Source organism: Streptomyces sp. NPDC090077, from assembly GCF_044747545.1.
GTDB lineage: Bacteria > Actinomycetota > Actinomycetes > Streptomycetales > Streptomycetaceae > Streptomyces.
In genome coordinates, this window is sequence record NZ_JBIVEG010000032.1 from 46,525 (window position 1) to 63,414 (window position 16,890).

Annotated in this window: 14 protein-coding genes and 2 CRISPR repeat arrays; of the genes, 10 read left to right on the top strand and 4 right to left on the bottom strand. The window is 71.0% G+C overall.

Annotated elements, in window-relative coordinates:
• Positions 1–2,002: tetratricopeptide repeat protein (locus ACIPW5_RS33855; RefSeq protein WP_401253367.1), on the bottom strand; the 2,002-nt coding region annotated here is incomplete at its 3' end.
• A gap of 122 nt (positions 2,003–2,124) precedes the next feature.
• On the opposite strand from ACIPW5_RS33855, the gene ACIPW5_RS33860 reads away from it, so the two are divergent.
• The gene (locus tag ACIPW5_RS33860; protein WP_401253370.1) at positions 2,125–2,325 is read left to right on the top strand and encodes a hypothetical protein; all 201 of its coding nucleotides are present in this window, start codon (positions 2,125–2,127) and stop codon (positions 2,323–2,325) included.
• A gap of 245 nt (positions 2,326–2,570) precedes the next feature.
• Here ACIPW5_RS33860 and ACIPW5_RS33865 read toward each other — a convergent pair whose 3' ends face one another.
• Positions 2,571–3,269 (bottom strand): HNH endonuclease family protein, encoded by a 699-nt coding sequence (locus tag ACIPW5_RS33865; RefSeq protein ID WP_401253455.1) that lies wholly within the window; start codon positions 3,267–3,269, stop codon positions 2,571–2,573.
• Between the two features lie 303 nt (positions 3,270–3,572).
• Positions 3,573–4,152: a CRISPR direct-repeat array (repeat unit 29 nt; unit sequence GGGACCGTCCGTGTGCGCGGGGGTGCCGG).
• 433 nt (positions 4,153–4,585) lie between these two features.
• Between ACIPW5_RS33865 and ACIPW5_RS33870 the strand changes: the two genes are divergently transcribed.
• Both ACIPW5_RS33870 and ACIPW5_RS33875 read left to right on the top strand, forming a co-directional pair.
• Positions 4,586–4,912, top strand: a complete 327-nt coding sequence (locus ACIPW5_RS33870; RefSeq protein WP_401253373.1) for a hypothetical protein — start codon at positions 4,586–4,588, stop codon at positions 4,910–4,912.
• 44 nt (positions 4,913–4,956) lie between these two features.
• A complete protein-coding gene (locus tag ACIPW5_RS33875; RefSeq protein WP_401253375.1) occupies positions 4,957–6,351 on the top strand; it encodes an RNA-guided endonuclease InsQ/TnpB family protein in 1,395 nt (464 codons plus the stop codon).
• Positions 6,352–6,580: 229 nt separating this feature from the next.
• A CRISPR array of direct repeats spans positions 6,581–7,036; the repeat unit is 29 nt; unit sequence CCGGCACCCCTACGCGCACGGACGGTCCC.
• A gap of 76 nt (positions 7,037–7,112) precedes the next feature.
• Here the strand turns inward: ACIPW5_RS33875 and ACIPW5_RS33880 are convergent.
• Positions 7,113–7,340 (bottom strand): hypothetical protein, encoded by a 228-nt coding sequence (locus ACIPW5_RS33880; RefSeq protein ID WP_401253377.1) that lies wholly within the window; start codon positions 7,338–7,340, stop codon positions 7,113–7,115.
• Positions 7,341–7,577: 237 nt separating this feature from the next.
• On the opposite strand from ACIPW5_RS33880, the gene ACIPW5_RS33885 reads away from it, so the two are divergent.
• Positions 7,578–7,925, top strand: a complete 348-nt coding sequence (locus tag ACIPW5_RS33885; protein WP_401253380.1) for a hypothetical protein — start codon at positions 7,578–7,580, stop codon at positions 7,923–7,925.
• Between the two features lie 33 nt (positions 7,926–7,958).
• Positions 7,959–9,356 (top strand): hypothetical protein, encoded by a 1,398-nt coding sequence (locus tag ACIPW5_RS33890; protein WP_401253382.1) that lies wholly within the window; start codon positions 7,959–7,961, stop codon positions 9,354–9,356.
• Between the two features lie 5 nt (positions 9,357–9,361).
• Here the strand turns inward: ACIPW5_RS33890 and ACIPW5_RS33895 are convergent, their stop codons facing one another.
• Positions 9,362–10,177 carry a hypothetical protein gene (locus ACIPW5_RS33895; RefSeq protein ID WP_401253384.1) on the bottom strand — a complete coding sequence of 272 codons (816 nt, stop codon included), beginning with the start codon at positions 10,175–10,177 and terminating at the stop codon, positions 9,362–9,364.
• A 556-nt stretch (positions 10,178–10,733) separates the two neighbouring features.
• On the opposite strand from ACIPW5_RS33895, the gene ACIPW5_RS33900 reads away from it, so the two are divergent.
• The 5 genes from ACIPW5_RS33900 (at position 10,734) to ACIPW5_RS33920 (ending at position 16,772) form a co-directional block, all read left to right on the top strand.
• Entirely contained in the window at positions 10,734–11,066 is a 333-nt protein-coding gene (locus ACIPW5_RS33900; RefSeq protein ID WP_401253387.1) for a hypothetical protein, read from the top strand.
• A complete protein-coding gene (locus ACIPW5_RS33905) occupies positions 11,066–12,178 on the top strand; it encodes a hypothetical protein (protein ID WP_401253389.1) in 1,113 nt (370 codons plus the stop codon). Before ACIPW5_RS33900 ends, ACIPW5_RS33905 begins: the two co-directional genes overlap by 1 nt.
• A gap of 430 nt (positions 12,179–12,608) precedes the next feature.
• Positions 12,609–13,865 carry a hypothetical protein gene (locus ACIPW5_RS33910; RefSeq protein WP_401253391.1) on the top strand — a complete coding sequence of 419 codons (1,257 nt, stop codon included), beginning with the start codon at positions 12,609–12,611 and terminating at the stop codon, positions 13,863–13,865.
• 276 nt (positions 13,866–14,141) lie between these two features.
• The gene (locus ACIPW5_RS33915; protein ID WP_401253394.1) at positions 14,142–14,492 is read left to right on the top strand and encodes a hypothetical protein; all 351 of its coding nucleotides are present in this window, start codon (positions 14,142–14,144) and stop codon (positions 14,490–14,492) included.
• Between the two features lie 210 nt (positions 14,493–14,702).
• Entirely contained in the window at positions 14,703–16,772 is a 2,070-nt protein-coding gene (locus ACIPW5_RS33920) for a hypothetical protein (RefSeq protein ID WP_401253395.1), read from the top strand.
• The last annotated feature ends 118 nt before the right edge of the window (positions 16,773–16,890 follow it).

The window sequence follows — 16,890 nt, forward strand, 5'->3', positions numbered from 1 at the left end:
TGATGGTGTCGGGGTGGTCGGGGCCGAGGAGGCGTTCGCGGTCGGTGCGGACGGCTTCTTCGAGGGCGAGTGCGTCGTGGTGGCGTCCGAGTTGGTTGTAGGTGATGGCGAGGTTGGCGCGGGCGCTGAGTGTGTCGGGGTGGTCGGGGCCGAGGAGGCGTTCGCGGTCGGTGCGGACGGCTTCTTCGAGGGCGAGTGCGTCGTGGTGGCGTCCGAGGTAGCTGTAGGTGTCGGCGAGGGCGGCGTGGGCGTCGATGGTGTCGGGGTGGTCGGGTCCCAGGAGGCGTGTGGCTCGTTCGGCCATCGGTTCCCCGTACCTGTGAGCCTCCTGATGCAGGCCGCTGGCCGTGAGGCTTTCGCGGTTGCGGAAGATCACCGGGTGGATGCGCGGTAGCCAGAGGTGCTCCTCGGCCTGGTGGCGCAGGGCGGTGACGTTGGCCCGGAGCCCTTGTGAGAGCTCACGAGGCACATCACTGCGCGGCCAGACGCTGAACAGCGCATCGGCGACCGTGATGGCGAGACGGGGTTGCCACTCGATGGGGGTCGTCTCACGGATGGCGCGGGCGGTGAGCGCGTGCATGCGGATCCGGCGGTGCGGGGCATGCGGGTCGCCGGTGATCAGCGCGTACCGGCGAAGGACCCGCAGCGCCCGCACCACCTCCTCCGCGCTGACCCAGTCAGCCATGTGGTCTTGCCACCTGACCGTGGTGAGGAACTCGATGACGGATGCGGTGGTCCAGAGGGTTTCGGGGTGGCCGTCGGCGTCGAGGAGGGCGATAAGCCGTACCAGAGGGGTGATGACACCTTTGGGGCCGGCTTGTTCGGCTGCGGTCAGGGAGAGGAGCAGCGCGGCGGTGACCTGTCTCTGGTAGCCCTCGGCGTCCGCCCACTCCGGCAGGACATCCTCCAGACGAAGCGCCTGATCGTCGAGGCGCTCCAGGTACTGGGCGCTGGTGAGTTCCTCGGCCAGGAGGTAGGCGGCCGCGTGGCCCAGGGCGAGCGGCAGGTAGCCGAGCGCCCGGGCGACATCGTCCTCCCGACCGTTCAGGAGATGTTCCCCGCCATCGGCGGTGACGCGTTCGTGGAGGTAGGCCACGGCTTCGGCGGGGGTGTAGACGTCGACGTCGATACGGGTCCGGCCGCCGCCCGTCAGCCGCGGGTCATGCAGGCGAGTGGTGGCCAGGGTCCAACCAGTACCTGGCCGGGCAGGCGGCCACCACGGCCCGACAGCCGCCGGATCGGCTACGTCGTCCAGCACCACGAGCCAGGTCCTGTCGGTGGTGGCCAACCATTCGAGGAACGCCCGCGCGTCCTGATCGGGATCCGCTCCGGTAGCGCCCACGGCTCCGACCCGCTGGGCGGCCTGCGCGTAGAGGGCCACGATCTGTGCGCTGTCGCCGGCCGGGACCCACATCACCAGTCCGGTGCTCTCGGCTACGGCTTGGTGGGCGTACTGGGCGGCGAGCTGGGACTTGCCGACCCCGCCCATCCCCGACAGCACCCCGGCCGACGCCCGCCGTGCCTGCGCGAGCACCACCACGCCGCCGCCCTCCCGCGCCGCATCGATCCGATCCCGAAGTACCTCTCGGGGCTGGAACGCCGATGCCGCCAACGGCGGCACCCCCACCAGCACACCCCGCCACGCGCCCACCGGCGCTGTGCCATCCGCCGACGGCAGATCCTCAACCGTCGGCGTCGGCGTCGGCGTCAGCTGGCCGGCCTGGCCGCCGTCCTGTTCCTGCTCCGCCTGGAGCCGCAGCCCCTCCAGGGCCTCAGCGTTCAGGCGTAGTGCCAGGGCCATGCGGGTCACGGTCCGCCCGCTCGGCACGGACGGCTTGTTCAAGGCGTTGCTCGCGGTGGTCCGCCCCAGCCCTGCCCGCCCCGCCAGCCACTCGACCGTCTGCCCCGTCTTGTTCAGGGCGTGCCTCAGCTGTGCCTGTAGCTGGGACAGCGGGTCGCGCGGGTCCCCGGCCGGGTCCGGCATCTCCTGCTCGGTGTCCATCGTGTCCCCCGCCCGGTGCGCTGCTGTTCAACAGTGTTCATCTTCGTCCGCCTGAACCCTGTCGCACACCCGTTTCGAGACGCTCGATCCATCAACCGAACCGTCTCTTCGAGGAGTTCGACATGTCCGCGATGACCGTGGTCCTGTTCACCGTCTGCCTGGTCCTGATCACCGCCCTCACCATCGCCGCCGTGGCCGCCAAGCTCGCCCGTCTCGACGGCGCCACCTACCCGGCCGCCTGCCTGCGCGCGGCCGCGGCCTTCGGGGCCGTCCTGACCCTGGCCGCCGCGATCACCGGAGCGCTGGCCGCCGTCCTCCCCTGACCCGTACCGGCCCGTACCGGCCCGGCCCGGTCGGCGGTGGGAAGATCATGACCTATCATTGATCTTGAGCTCGCCGCCCTGAACCGGGCATGCGACCGCGCGTTGGTGGTCCAAGGAAAGACACCCCACTTCCCGTGGGGGAATGCAGGTGCAAGGCCTGCCCAGCGCTCAGCCGAGGCCCGCCGCCTTCCCCGAGAAGACGGCGGGCCTCTCCTCTTGTCCGGCCCCGTTCTCACACGGTCCGGCTACGGGGCCGGCTCGTAGACGACGGTGGTGGTGGGGCAGTCCTCGGCCAGCCCGAGGAGGGCCTGGCGCTCGTTCTCGTCGACGGCCAGGTCCCAGCGCAGCTTCGTCCCGACCCAGGTCGCGGCGTAGGTGCAGTGGTAGGAGCCGTCCGAGGGCAGCCACTCCGCCGGGTCCTTGTCCGCCTTCGAGCGGTTGGAGGCTGCCGAGACCGCGATGAGAGTGTCGGGGCTGTTCTGGTCGTTCGCGTACGCCTCCCGCCGCGCGGCCGACCACGGGCTCTGTTCGGAGTCGTAGACCTCGGCGAGCGGCACGAAGTGGTCCACATCCAGCCGGGCCGCGTCCGTGACCACGACGTCGTCGTACGCCGAGCGCCAGGACCCGCCGGTGAGCTTGCAGCCGGCCGCGACCTGCGGCGCCATCACCGCTTCGGCCAGGATGACTTCCTTGCGGGTGTCGCAGCCGTCCCCGGCGTTGAGGCCCTTGTTCCAGTGCTTGTAGAGGTCCCGCTTGTAGCCCTCGCGGTGCTCGGGGGCCACGGGCAGACGGTCGATCGCTTCGAACAGGGGCAGGGGAGCACGTGCTCCGGCCGGCCCGGCCGTCGTCGCGACACGGTCCTGGGTGGGGGCGGAGTGGGCGGAGGGAGCGGCCGCGAGGAGGGGCAGGGTGTAGAGAGCGAGGGCGGGCAGGCCGCGCAGCATCAGGTTCTTGATCACGCATGAGGGTGTAGCGGCTTCGGCGCCTGCCTCGACAGGCTCGTAGCGGTCAACTCACCCGTGCGGACGGCCGCAATCACCGCAGAAACGAGCCTGCACACCTGCTGGAAGAAGTAGAGACACGAAGATCAACTGGCCGTGTTCGCACGCCGCGTGCGCGAGCTGAGGCCGCCTTGCACCGCCGCCCGCCGCGAATTTGACCGTCTGCTGGCCTCCTGGCCGAGATGGGACTGTCCCCGTACAGATGGGGCGCCGGCGGTCGTACGGCGCGCCCTGGGGCCAGCTTGCGGGACCGTCCGTGCGCGTGGGGGTGCCGGTGGTCATGGGCTGGTCTCCGTGTGTGAAGGGGGGGGGACCGTCCGTGTGTGCGGGGGTGCCGGAAAGCCCAGAGCCCGGTGCGCCTCGAAGCACGGGGGCCGTCCGTGTGCGCGGGGGTGCCGGGCGGCGATGCACTCGGAGACCATCCGCAGACCGGGACCGTCCGTGTGCGCGGGGGTGCCGGGCTGGTTCAACCACGCCACACAGTTCAGAGTTGGGACCGTCCGTGTGCGCGGGGGTGCCGGACCGAGCCCGGACATGATGAGGGCCGGTCACCGGGACCGTCCGTGTGCTCGGGGGTGCCGGAGGCGGCCGGTAGGAACCGGCTCTGACCTGCGGGGACCGTCCGTGTGCGCGGGGGTGCCGGGCGATCCGGCCCGTCGTGCCGGTCGTCGACAGGGGACCGTCCGTGTGCGCGGGGGTGCCGGCTGTACCCGCCGGGCGCCGGCCGCTACTACCGGGGACCGTCCGTGTGCGCGGGGGTGCCGGGCGGACGCTGACTCGTACACCGGCGGCCCCGAGGGACCGTCCGTGTGCGCGGGGGTGCCGGGCTGCCTGACCTGCCGGTTCCCCCGGCGATGACCCTGGAATCGACCGGCTCCACTGATCCGGGCATTACCCACATTATGGAAATATCGGGACGGCTGGGAGCTCTCCTCCCAGAATGGCCCTGACGGGCCTTCCCGCTTCGTCCTGCCGGCCGGACGGCCTCGCGGCCGTCTGGCGGGTGTGGCAGTCCACGGGCGTTACAGCCCCTCTTCCAGGGGACTGGCGGTCCAGCTCACCGGACCCGCACGGCGTGCTTCTTGATGTTGCGAGCCGCGTTCACGTCGCGGTCCAGGACCATACTGCACTCCTTGCGCCGTGGGGCTGGGCGCTTGGTGGCCTCTGCGGCTGATCAGGGGATCTGCGTCACCCGGTCGAGAGGCTGTGTCTGCCGGATGGCGGACACGGTGTCGGTGCCTGCTCCTACGGTCGCGCCCATGCCCGACTTCTCGCGGCCGCGCTGCGCGCCGCCCCACGAACCCCGGACTCTGAGCATCGAACTCGACGGTGTGCTCCGCCAGGTTCCCGGCACCTATCACCGCTTCGGACGGCTGGTCGGCAGGTTCATCACCGCCCCGTGCTTCCGTGCCGTGTGCGCGGCCGGCGGCGAGTGCCCGGCGCCGATGAGGATGGCCCTGCACCGGCCGCTGGCCACCACCGACCGGCGGCTGATCGTCCTGGACGACAAGCGCAGCCGCTGGGTGATGAGCTTCGCCACCTGCTACGCAGGCCGCCGCTGCGTCATCACCGGCTTCTACTCATGAACCGCCCGTACTCCGTGCCCCGCTCCCGAGAGGACCTGTCGCAGGTGACCACCACCGAGATCATGCGGGCGTTCCGCTTCGCCCTGGACGTGGGCCCCACCGAGGCCGCGATCCTGCGCCGCTACGCGACCGCTTCCCGCTGCGCCTACAACTTCGCCCACGCCTTCTTCCTCGCGCACGACCAGATGTGGGAGCGCGGCCGCAACGCGCTGATGGCGGCGGGCATGGACCGCAAAGAGGCGACAGCGAAGGCGCCCAAGGTCAGAAGGCCGGGCCGGAACCAGGCTCAGACATTCTGGCGGGCGACCCGCGGGCAGCAGTTCGTCGGCCCCCTGCGCGAGGGCGACGAGCGGCGCCCGGTCTTCGCCTGGTGGGAGATGGTCAACAACAGGGCCTACTACACGGCCTTCGAAGACGCGGCGGTCGCCTGGCAGAACCACATGAACTCTAGGACCGGGCGGCGGGCCGGAGCCATGATGGGCCAGCCCCACTTCAAGGCCCAGGGCCGCTGCCGGGAGAGCTTCCGGATCGTCCATGCCGTGAAGAACCCCGGCATCCGCTTCACCGGCCCCCGACGGCTCCGGATCCCCGGCGGTGGCGGCCAGCCCCCCTTCACCGTGCGTCTGCACCAGAAGGCGTCTCGCCTGATCAGGCTCATCGACGCCGGGACCGCCGTCATCACCTCCGTCACCATCGCCCGTCACGCGCACCGCTGGTACGCCTCCGTCCTGTGCAAGGTGCACCAGCACATCCCCGACCAGCCCACCCGCCGCCAGCGTGCGGCCGGCCGCGTCGGCATCGACCTCGGCGTCAAGACCCTCCTCGCCCTCACCGACCCCCTCACCCTCAACCCCGGCGAGACCCCGCTCACGCTGATCGGCAACCCGCGCCACCTGGAGAGCACCGCACGCAAACTGGTCCGCGCGGAGCGGCAGATGGCGCGCCGCCGGGTCAAGGGCGCCAAGCAGCAGTCGAAGGGGTACTACGAGGCCAAGGACCGCGTCGCCAAACTGAAAGCCCAGATCACGATGCGGCGCGCGACGACCCTGCACCTGATCTCCAAGCGGCTTGTCCAGCAGTACGACGAGGTCGCTCTGGAGACACTCCACGTCAAGGGCATGACCGGCTCGGCGAAGGGCACCGTGGACCAGCCCGGCCGCAACGTCCGGGCGAAGGCCGGCCTCAACAGGTCGATCCTCGACGCCTCCTTCGGGGAGCTGGCCCGGCAGATTGAGTACAAGGCCCGCTGGCACGCCGTGGGCATCGCCCGCGTCCCCACCCACTTCGCCTCCTCCCGCCTCTGCTCCAACTGCGGCTGGAAGGACACGACACAAACACTGAAAGACCGGACATTCGAGTGCAAGGAGTGCAGTATGGTCCTGGACCGCGACGTGAACGCGGCCCGCAACATCAAGAAGCACGCCGTGCGGGTCCGGTGAGCTGGACCGCCAGTCCCCTGGAAGAGGGGCTGTAACGCCCGTGGACTGCCACACCCGCCAGACGGCCGCGAGGCCGTCCGGCCGGCAGGACGAAGCGGGAAGGCCCGTCAGGGCCATTCTGGGAGGAGAGCTCCCAGCCGTCCCGATATTTCCATAATGTGGGTAATGCCCGGATCAGTGGAGCCGGTCGATTCCAGGGTCATCGCTGGGGGAACCGGCAGGTCAGGCACCGGCACCCCTACGCGCACGGACGGTCCCGCCATCAGCGCCAAGCCGGACGGCCTGTGGGCCCGGCACCCCTACGCGCACGGACGGTCCCGGCAGACGGACACGACCGCCCCGCCGCTTCGCCCGGCACCCCTACGCGCACGGACGGTCCCATCAGCCGCAAGGGCACCAGCGGCGGCAACGACCGGCACCCCTACGCGCACGGACGGTCCCGCTGCTCGGCGCCATCGCCGGCCTGCGGCTCGCCGGCACCCCTACGCGCACGGACGGTCCCGGTCCAGCCTTCTTCGTCTAGGGGAGCGTTGTCCGGCACCCCTACGCGCACGGACGGTCCCTTGCCGGGTCGGCAGTCGACGTAGGCGAGATCCCGGCACCCCTACGCGCACGGACGGTCCCTCCTGTCCGTATGGATGGGGAGCCTCGGGGCGCCGGCACCCCTACGCGCACGGACGGTCCCGCGAGGCCGGACACGCCGACGGAAACGAGCCTGGTGGGCCCGTCTACGACTTGCTCGTGCTCCGGGTCGGCCCGGATCAGTACCCGGCCACCTGAGCGGTTTCACCTGGATCGGGATACCCGCCGTCGAGCGGCCCCCGGGACACGTCCGCGTACACGCGCACCTCCACGTCGCGCTCGCCGGGAATCCGCCTCAGCCGACAGGGCCCGCTGGACAGGAACAGGTCCGAGATCCGCTGCGCCGCTTCGACCACGGCCGCCTCGCTGCCTCGGATCTCGATCGTGATGTGGCTCTCGTCGTCCATGACCGGCGAACCCCCGCTCCTGTCGCCCGGTTTCGCCCGTGGGCCAGCTCCACCCCATCGAGTGCCCTGGCAGTGATCCGTGGGCTTCGCAGTTGCCGCATTCGTGCCCGCCCGGGTGGGGCGCCACGGCAGTCTGTACGCAGGAATCGACACCTGGAGCGTGATGTGGCCCCTGCACTGCACCTGATCTGTGATGGATGCCGTAAGCCCATCGGTGACGACGACGGATACCTCTGGGTGGACACGACGGAGGTCCGTCGCACCGAAGAGTCCGTGCGCGCATGGGAGGCCGAGCGAACGGGCGCCGACGGATCGCTCTCCTTCAGTGGGGGCGACATCTTCGACTACCCCGAGAAGGTGCGCTGGCAGGCACACCACGCCCGCTGTGATCCGGCACCAGGCGCGGGTGGCTACGACATCCCCGCGGCCAAGATCCGGTCGTGGGAGCAGCTCCTGGACTGGACGGCCCACCTCATGGAGAAGTCGTGGCTGCCGCACACGGACTGGGACGACTGCCTTCGGGGTGTCCACCAAGGTGGTGGCCGTCTCGTGCTGGCGGTAGAGGCCGGTGCCCCGATTTCCTGATGGGATGTCGGTGTCCTCTGCGAGGATCGACGGATGGCCGACAGCAGGGATCGCTCGCTTCTTCGACGGGCGGTGCGCGACGTCGTCGCTCTGCTCGGAGGGCACTCACACCCCAGGCTGAACGCGGCCTTCGCGGAGCTGGGGATGCCGACCGTTCCGGAGGAGGGGACCAAGGGAGAGCGCCTGGAGCGGAGCTTCGCGCAGGTGACCGACAGCGATCTCCCGCTCCTGGCGGAACGCATCTTGGCCGCGGGCCAGGGGAGTCCTCCGCAGAGGTTCCGGATCGAGGATGCGCTCTGGGCGGAGTCCTCTCCGCCGGAGATACCCGCGAGGATCCGGCGCGAGTTGTCCAGGTCCCTGGACCTGGACGCGATGACACCCAGCGAGAGCCGGTTCATGGCGATGCTGAGCCAGTACTGGGTTCTCGGTAGCGAGCTGGGCCCCGTCCTGGATTCGTTCTTCGGCTCCCAGGGCCCCAGCATCAAGGGGGACATCGAACAGCACGTCTTCCGGAACCCGGGGGACTGGACGGCCGAGGACCTCTTCGAGTACCTGGGCGCCTTCGAGGCCGGCGACGCCAGGTTCGCCCGGTTCCTCGAAGCGATCGTCTCCGCCGACGTCCTCCTCGACGAATCCGCACAACGGCGCCTCGTGGACACGGTGAACGAACACGTCCGCAGTGCAGCCATTGAGCTGAGGGAAACGGGGACCGAAGGCGGCTACCCGCGCTTCACCCTGGTCTCCACCCGCCTCGCCGGAAACGGGAAGCCGAAGAACATCATCTTCGCCTCCCTCATCAAGCCCGACATCCGCTTCAAGAACGCCATGGACAACGACATCGAGATCGTCGGCGACCCGGACAACCAACTGGTCTACGACCGCCCGACACCCGATCACGGCCTCCGCTGGCGCGACCTCCAGGCATGGTGGCAGGACACTCAGAAGATCCAGGACGACGCCGAGGCCAAGGCCTCCCTCTACAAGCGGCTTCACCGCTGCCTGCCCGAGAACTCGCCGGGCCAACGCAACCTCTTCGGCGCCTACCACCATGTCCTCGGCGACCGGGTCCACGACCTGCCTGTGCTGCTCCCAGAGGTGTGGCTCCACTGGGACCCCCGCACCGTCCGGGAACGCGGCCCTCAGGCCCTCCTCCACTCCCGCATGGACTTCCTGCTCTTGCTTCCGTACGGACAGCGCATCGTTCTGGAAGTCGACGGATCCCAGCACTACACCCGCGACGGAGGTCGGCGCCCCGACACCGCGAAGTACGCGGAGATGGTGGCGGCCGACCGCGACCTCAAGCTCAGGAAGTACGAGGTTTTCCGGTTCGGCCATGACGAACTCGAAGAGGCCCGCGACGCCCAAGCCCTCATGGAACAGTTCCTCCCGGCACTGTTCCAGCGCTTCGAGATCAGCGCCGGAACAGCCTGACGAGATCACTCCCCGGCGACGCTCACGGACCACTGGGTGCCGTCGCCGGCAGCGCCGGGAGCCAGCCTGAGGCCCTGGCCGGCTGAGGCCTGAAGCTGGGCTTCAGAGGCGAGCTCCGTCTCGGTGAACCTGACCTCTCCGGCCTGCTTGAGAGAGATCCTCAGTACGGCCCGCAGTGTCACAGGGTTTTCGAGCGAAGGGGTCCCCTGCTCGTCCAGCGGCACCCACGCCCCGGTTGCTGACGGAGCCGTCCCAAGGGCAGACCGAGCGTTGTCGAAGGCCGCTCTGGCGCCGCTGATGATGCGTTCGGCAAGCTCCGTTGTGAGGAGGACGACGAGCTCGGAGTCCGCCGCTCCAGGTCCTACCTCGCCCAGGCTGGCGAGGTGCTTCGCGAGGTTCTCGCGCGCCTTCTCATCGGAGTGGCCGAGGAAGTTGCGCCACCGGTTGAGCAACAGGAAGAAGGACTTGTTCTCCGACGACCAGGCGAACGCGGGTGTCTTCGGGGCGAGCACCTTCACGGCGTCAGGGAAGGCGTCCCTGTGCTGGTTGAAGGAGTTCCCCCCGGCAGTCACACCGGCCCTGATGAGGGTCCAGTTGATGTAGCCCTCGACCGCGGCCTGAGTCAGCACGATGACCTGGCCGACCGCCTCGCGCTCGCGGGCCCGGCGCTCGGATCCGGTTTGTTCGGCTTGGGCCTGCTGCGCGTACTGCTGTGCTTGCTGTGCCGCGCGGAGGGCCTGGCTGAAGAAGACCTGGGAGAAGTCGAAGTCGCGTGGCGAAGTCGGATTGGCAGCTACGGGTATCGACGGGGGGTTGGCCATGCGGGCGGTCCTCACGTTGGCGTAGTCGGTTGGAGGAGACCGTAGTGGCTGCTGTGGTTGTGGCGCTCCTGGTTCCCTTGGGGTGCGTTTCGGGGGACCTGGGGGACTGTGGGCTGAGCTTCAACCATGGGGTGGTCGTCGCTTCGTGTGGGTGGGGGTGTGGTGGGTGGGGGGTGGTGGGTGGTGGGGGTGGGGTGTGGGGGTTGGTCGGCGTGGTGGTGGGCGGGGTGTGGCGGTCCGGCGCGCGCGTGGGCGTGGGCGGGGTGGGGTTGGCGCGGGGTGTTTTCGGGGGTCGCTGGTTGGGGTGATTGTGGGCTGCCGGGCGGCCGGTTTCGGAAGGGCTCGCGCAGCAGGCTGGGAGAATTTCCCAACATTAAAAAATGGCAGCCAGTTAGTGCGGAATGGAACATTACGCCCTAACTGATCTTGATAAGGCCGCCGGGCCCTGGGGCCGTTTTCGGCGTCCGGGCGTGGTCGAAAAGGGGTGGCAGAGGCGATGGCTGGTGAGGGTGGCCGCCGACGTGAACGGGAGAGCGGGGCCCGGCGTTCTCAGCGGGTGGGCGTCGCCTTCAGCCCGGCCGAGTTGGAGGTCGTCCGCGCGGCCGCGGTCCGTGAGGGGATGTCGGCGGCGGGGTGGGTCGGGCAGCAGGCGATGGCGGTCGCACAGGACGTCCTGGTGCCGGTCTCCGCGGACCGCGCGGACGTTCTGCGCGAGCTGGTGAAGGCGCGGGCCGGCCTGCGGGAGGTCGCGGTCCGTCTGGATGCTCTCGGCCCCGCCGCCACGACCGGGGCGGGGCTGGCCGATGCTGTGGCCGGTGCCCGTGCTGCGGTGGTGCGGGTGGATGAGGCGACGGTGGCGGTGATGCGTGAACGCCGGGCCCGCACGTGATGCCGAAGAAGCCGGAGACGGGTGACGACACCTACAAGCTGTTGGAGTACCTCTTCGGTCCGGGCAAACGCGACGAGCACCTCGACCCCCACCTCATCACCGCCTGGGACCCCGATCTGCCGTGCCCGGCCCGCCACCCGGGCCGTACGACGCTGGGCGAGCTGGCGGACCTGTTGGACGCCCCGGTCCAGGCGTTGCGCGGTGACCGTCCGGACAAGCATGTGTGGCACGTCTCGGTCCGCAACGCGCCCGGCGACCGGACCCTTACGGACGCCGAGTGGGCGGAGGTCGCCGCCGCGATGGCCGACGCCGCGGGCATCGCCCCGTACGGCGACGAACAGGCCTGCCGCTGGGCCGCCGTACGGCACGCGGACGACCACATCCACCTCGTCGCGACCCTCGCCCGGGTCGACGGCCGCCAACCCCGGCTGCGCGGCGACATCCTCGCGATGCACGCCGTCGCCCGCGCCTTCGAGGCCCGGTGGGGCCTGACGCCGATGTCGCCGCAGGACCGGACCGCGGTGCGCCGACCGTCGACGGGGGAGCTGGCGAAGGCCGGCCGCCGCGGCCTGCTGGAGACCGCGCGGGAGTCTCTTCAGCGCTCGGTGCGGACCGCGGCCGCGCTCGCCCATGATGACGCCGACTTCCTCGACCGGCTGCGTGATGTCGGGCTCCGGGTGCGCGAGCGCCACGGCGACGACGGTGCCCTCGCCGGGTACGCGGTCGCGCTGCCCGGCGACGGCGCGGACCACGGCACCAGGCCGGTGTGGTTCTCCGGCAGCTCCCTCGCGTACGACTTGTCGCTGCCCCGCGTACGGGAGCGCTTTGAGCCCGCCGTCGGGTCCGGCGGACTGGGCGGTGGCGGAGCGCTTGGTGTGCGAGTCCGCGGCCGCGCTTGCCTGTTCCGGCCGGGCGGAGGGGCCGGCGGGGTGGCCGCGCTCGGCGACCTGTTGGCGGCGGCCGCCGCGCAGGCCCCCGCGATGGTGCGGGACCGGATCTCGGCGGCGGCCGACGCATTCGAGCAGGTCGGCCGACCCCGCGTGCACCAGAACGGGACTGCCGTCGCGGTGCCTGCGTCCGATCTCTGCCGGGGCCGGCGCGGGCGCGGCTGACCCGCGGCCGCCGGGCCGCCCTGCCAGGGCGGCCCGGCACGGGGGTGCCGCGGCGAAGGTCCCGCCGGGGCGAACCCGTGCCGGTGCGGGCGAAGCGGCGGGCCCCGGGCTGCGCCCGGTCGGCTGACTGCGGGCCGGGGCGCCGTCCGCCCCTGAGGGGGTGGCGGCAAGGCGCCGGGAGGGGAGCCGGAGAGCCCTCTGCGCGGGCCGCCGCCACCTGTTGGCGGCCCGCGCTTCCGTATGCCCGGAAGCCGGTCCCGGCGGCCCCCGCGGGGGTGAATTTCCTCCTCGCGTACGCACGCCCAGAAAGGGTGTGTAAGTCCAACTCCCTCTGAAAACAGACCTATTGACAGTGTTGTGATGCTTCGTCATGGTTCTGGCGCGGCCCGGTGGTCGGGCCGCGCCGTTGTGCGTTTGGAGTGTGGTTCGGATGGGGCGTTCGGTACGTGAGCTCTACGACGAGGGGCAGGCCGCGGGCCGGCTGCGGGTGCCGGTGGCGGCGTGGCGGTGGGCGGCCGGTTCGGGCTTGGTCCCGGCGGCGAACGCCGGGCCGGGGCGGTGGTCGCGGGCGGTGGTGGAGGCCGCCGACGCGGAGGCGGTCCGCGCGGCCCTGCGGGGCCCGATGGGCGCGGGGGTGGCGGCGGAGCGGCTGACGGAGGCGCTTGGGTTGCCGTTGCGGTGCCGGCCGCGGGTGACCGCCTCGGCGGTCGGCCACCTCGTCCGCGCCGGGCTGCTGGTCTACCTCGGCGGAGCGCCCGAGTTTCCCGACGTTCACCCGGACCAGGTGGACGCCCTTGCGCGCCGCCGGGACCTGCCGGTGCTGCTGGACCGGCACGTGCCGCTTGGCCCGGATCAGGCGGCCCGTCGGCTCGGGGTTCGCCGCGTCGACTTTGACGCCGTCGTGCGGCTCGGGTTCGTGTCGCCCGTCGGTTCGGTGACGGTCGACTACAGGCACCACGGCGGCGTCACGACGGTCCCGTTGTACTCGGCCGAGGCCGTCGCGCTGCTCCCGGTGGTGCGGCCGTGGGTGGACTGGCGGGCGGTGTACGCCGCCCCCGCGGGTGCCCGTTCCCCGCTCGCCGCCCTTGCCCCGGTCGTTGCGGGCCGGGACTGGGTGCTGCTGGCGGAGGTGGCTCGGATGGTCGGGGTGGGCCGGGCCGCGGTGCAGAGTTGGCGCCGCCGGAACGCCGACTTCCCCGCCCTGGCCGGAGGCACGGAGGTGCACCCGCAGTTCGACCGCGCGGCCGTCGTGGCGTGGCTGCTGGCCCACGACAAGATCGGGGTCCCCATCGGGATGCCGTCGGCGTCGCTGACCGTGGTGGGCCCGGGGCGGCGCACGATCCGCTTCCGCCTTGACGGCCCGCACTTGGTCCTGGCCGAGGACGCCGAAGGGGAGGACGTGCTGGCCGGCTGGTCGACCGACGAGGACGCCGACGCCCTGGCCGCCCTGATGGCGGGGGAGTTCGGGGCGGCGGTGGGCCGGCTCACGGCGCCGGGGACGGTGCCGTTGGCGGTGAGGGGCCGGGTGCGGGTGGTCGAGCGGTTCCGGTCGGGGTCGGGTGGCCTGAGGGTGACGCTGGCCTGGCCGGCCGGCCTGCGGGGCAGCGCCGCCCGGCACGGCGGGGTGGCCCATCACGCGGTCCTGCACGCGGGCGCCGTGGGGGAGAGTGGGGCACCTTCGAGCTGATGTTGATGGCCAAGTCCCGGCACAAGAAGGTGGAGAACGTCCGCCGCTACTTCAAGCCCTCGGCGGAGGCCATCGCCGAGGTGACCAAGCTGCTTGTGCCCGGCGACAGCTGACGCTGACCCGTACGTGGCCTGCCAGGGAGCCAAGGAGCGCACGCTGCGCCAGTACGCGGGATTGTCCGCGCAGGCCGGAGCATGGTCGCTAGGGTGATCATCCGACAGCTTGTCAGTATCCCGTCATCCGTGATGGCGGACCATCAAGGGTTGGAGAAACCACATGCCCGACCAGAACGATCGCCTGTTCAACGACGCGGACGCTCTGATCGACAGGACGAACGAGAACGTCGTCATCAAGGGGCGGCCCGCGGCTGCTCGCCCCAGTGTGACGTTCTTCGAGGACGCCAACTACCAGGGTAAGTCGTTCGAGGTGCCTTTTGAGAGGATTCCGTTGCCCCAGCGCTACCCGCTTCCGGTGAGCTCGGTCAAGCTCTCGCCCGGGTTGAAGGTCACCCTGTATGACGCTGCCGAGGGCGAAGGCGCGTCCCTCGTGGTCACCGGGGACACTCCCGACCTGGGGGACTTCAACAACAAGACCCAGTCCTTCCGCCTTGCGGAGGCGGATGCGTAACTGCCGGGCTGAGAAGCTGCGCCGGGTTCGGTGCAGTCGGCCGTCGGCCGCGCTACCGGCCCCCTCCCGCGTCGCGTAGAGGCCGCGTTCCGATGGCCGGTTCGGGCCGCTGGAACGGACGGTTCCCACACTTGTGCCGCCGCGACCACCTCGATGATCATGACGGGGCGTGACCGTCCGGTTGCGCTGGAGCGTGACCGTGGGGGTGCGATGTCGAAGGACCGACTGGTGTCGGCGAAGGAACGCTCGGCGATGCTGCGTGAGCAGCTGGCCGGGGGCCGCAGTGAGGCGCTGGCGCCGTTGGGGAGCGCGGCGAGTGTGCTGGTGGGCACGATCCTGCGCGCCTGCGCGCGGGCCGAGCAGGGCCTGGAGCTCACCGACCTGGAGCTGCGCCTGACCGAGCAGCTGGACGCGCTGCTCGGAGTGGGGGCGGTCCAGGAGTTCGGGCGGATCTTCCAGGAACCCGGCTCCCGGGCCTCCGCCGGGCTCTTCCCCGACCTGGTGACGGGCCGGGGCCTGGAGCAGGGCGTGGACGACAAGGCGCTCGGGGCGTGGCTGCCGTCGGCGGCCCAGGAGGTCCTGGCCCGTCCCGAGGTCGCGGTGCTGACCCTGGACGACCTGGAGTCCGGCGCGCTGACCGGCAGCGAGGAGGTCGTCGTCGTGGTCGGCAGCCGCGCCGAGCGCGCCGCCGCGGCCGCGCAGGCGGAGGAGGGTGTGGACGCGGCGATCAACGAGTACCGGATCCGCATGGCCCGCTTCCGGTGCGAGCGCCGCTCCAACGAGGTGGGCCACGACGAGATCTACTGGGCGTCGGGCAGCGGCAGCGACATGGCCGCGCAGTGCACGGTCCGCACCCGCGAGTACGGGCGCATATCGGCCGGGACCGTCACGACGATGGACCCGGAGACCTTCTGGTTCAAGGGCCCCGTGCAGCACGCCTTCACCGGCCACATCGAGTGCTGGGAGGCGGACCAGAGCGGGCGCGGCTGGCTGGAGAAGCTGCGGGCCGCGATGGACGACATCGCCCGCAAGTGCTTCGACGCCTCCCGGCAGCTGTCCGGCTACGACTTCGACGACGACGCCTCCGACGCCGCGGCCTGGGGTGTGCTGGTGGCCGCCGTGGCGACGGCGGTGCGCTGGCTCCTCGGCCTGCTCGTCAACCAGGACGACCTGGTGGCCCGCCGCGACTTCTCGTTCTCCCGCGCCGCGCTGGAGCGCATGGCCCGCACCAACGGCGGCCGCCTGGAGCTGGTCTTCGACGGCGGCAGCGACGGCAAGCACACCCTGACCATCGAGACCGTGATCGGCCCGGTGGTCGCCGCCTCGTTCAAGCACGCCACCTTCTACGCCGGAGCCTGGTCCAAGCCCGTCGACGTCCCCCACCTGCTCAGCTCGGGCCCGGCGTTCATGACCACCGTGGACTTCCCGATCGTGCCCGCCCCCGACCAGGACCAGCCGCAGGTCGAGGAGTGCCTGTTCGCCACCTACCGCAGCGGCAGCCACGCGGTGCTGGCCCGCTGGGACGGCGCCCACTGGCGCGAGGTGCACCGGGTGTCCACCCCTAACTCGACCGTGGACCCCTCCCTGGTCGGCTGGCGGGGCCAGCTGATCTGGCTCACCAACGCGCGAACCTCCATGATGGAGACCACCACCATGCACATCCTGGACGGCACCGCGGGCCAGGACGGGCAGGTCTACCGCGTCGAGAGCCGCCAGGCGACCTGGGACGGGGGCGTCGGTTCGCCGCTGAACTGTCCGTTCGTCTACCAGGGCAACCTCTACATGGCGGCGCTGCTCGAAAGCGGGCTCCGCCTCAACCTGTACACGTGCGAGCTCCCGACCAGCGGGCGCTGGCGCCTGGTGAAAACCCTCGCCGAGCGGGTCCAGTGGGGCCGCCCGCAGGTCGTCCTGACCCCCATCGGAGGCTTCGACGTCTTCTATCGGGACGCCAACGGCTGCGTCGACCGCCTCTGGGTGCGCGACCTCACCTCACCGGCGGTCAACGGAAACCCGCCTCGTGACATGCAGGGCAGGCCCCTCGTCATCACCGAGGCCCCTACCGCAGCCCTGGCCCAGGTCCAGCAGTACGACGGCTCGGTCCAGGAGAAGATCTTCGCCGCGTTCCGCCACAGCCCCGACAGCCAGTACATTCTCTGGAACCTCACCGACCCGACCCCGACGAACTGGCGTGCCACCAGCAGCAACATCCCCGGGATCCAGGACGCCCACAACGTCGCCCTGGGCAGCCACCTCGGCGGTATCCACCTCCTGTACTGGTAACCCCTGGCAAGGGCAACTGCTCGGCCCGGTGCCCGCCCGGCGCCGGGGCCACGGGCCGCAAAGCCCGACGCGAACCGGTGCCGGGCTGCGGGGCTTCGGCCTCTCACCCGATGCCCGG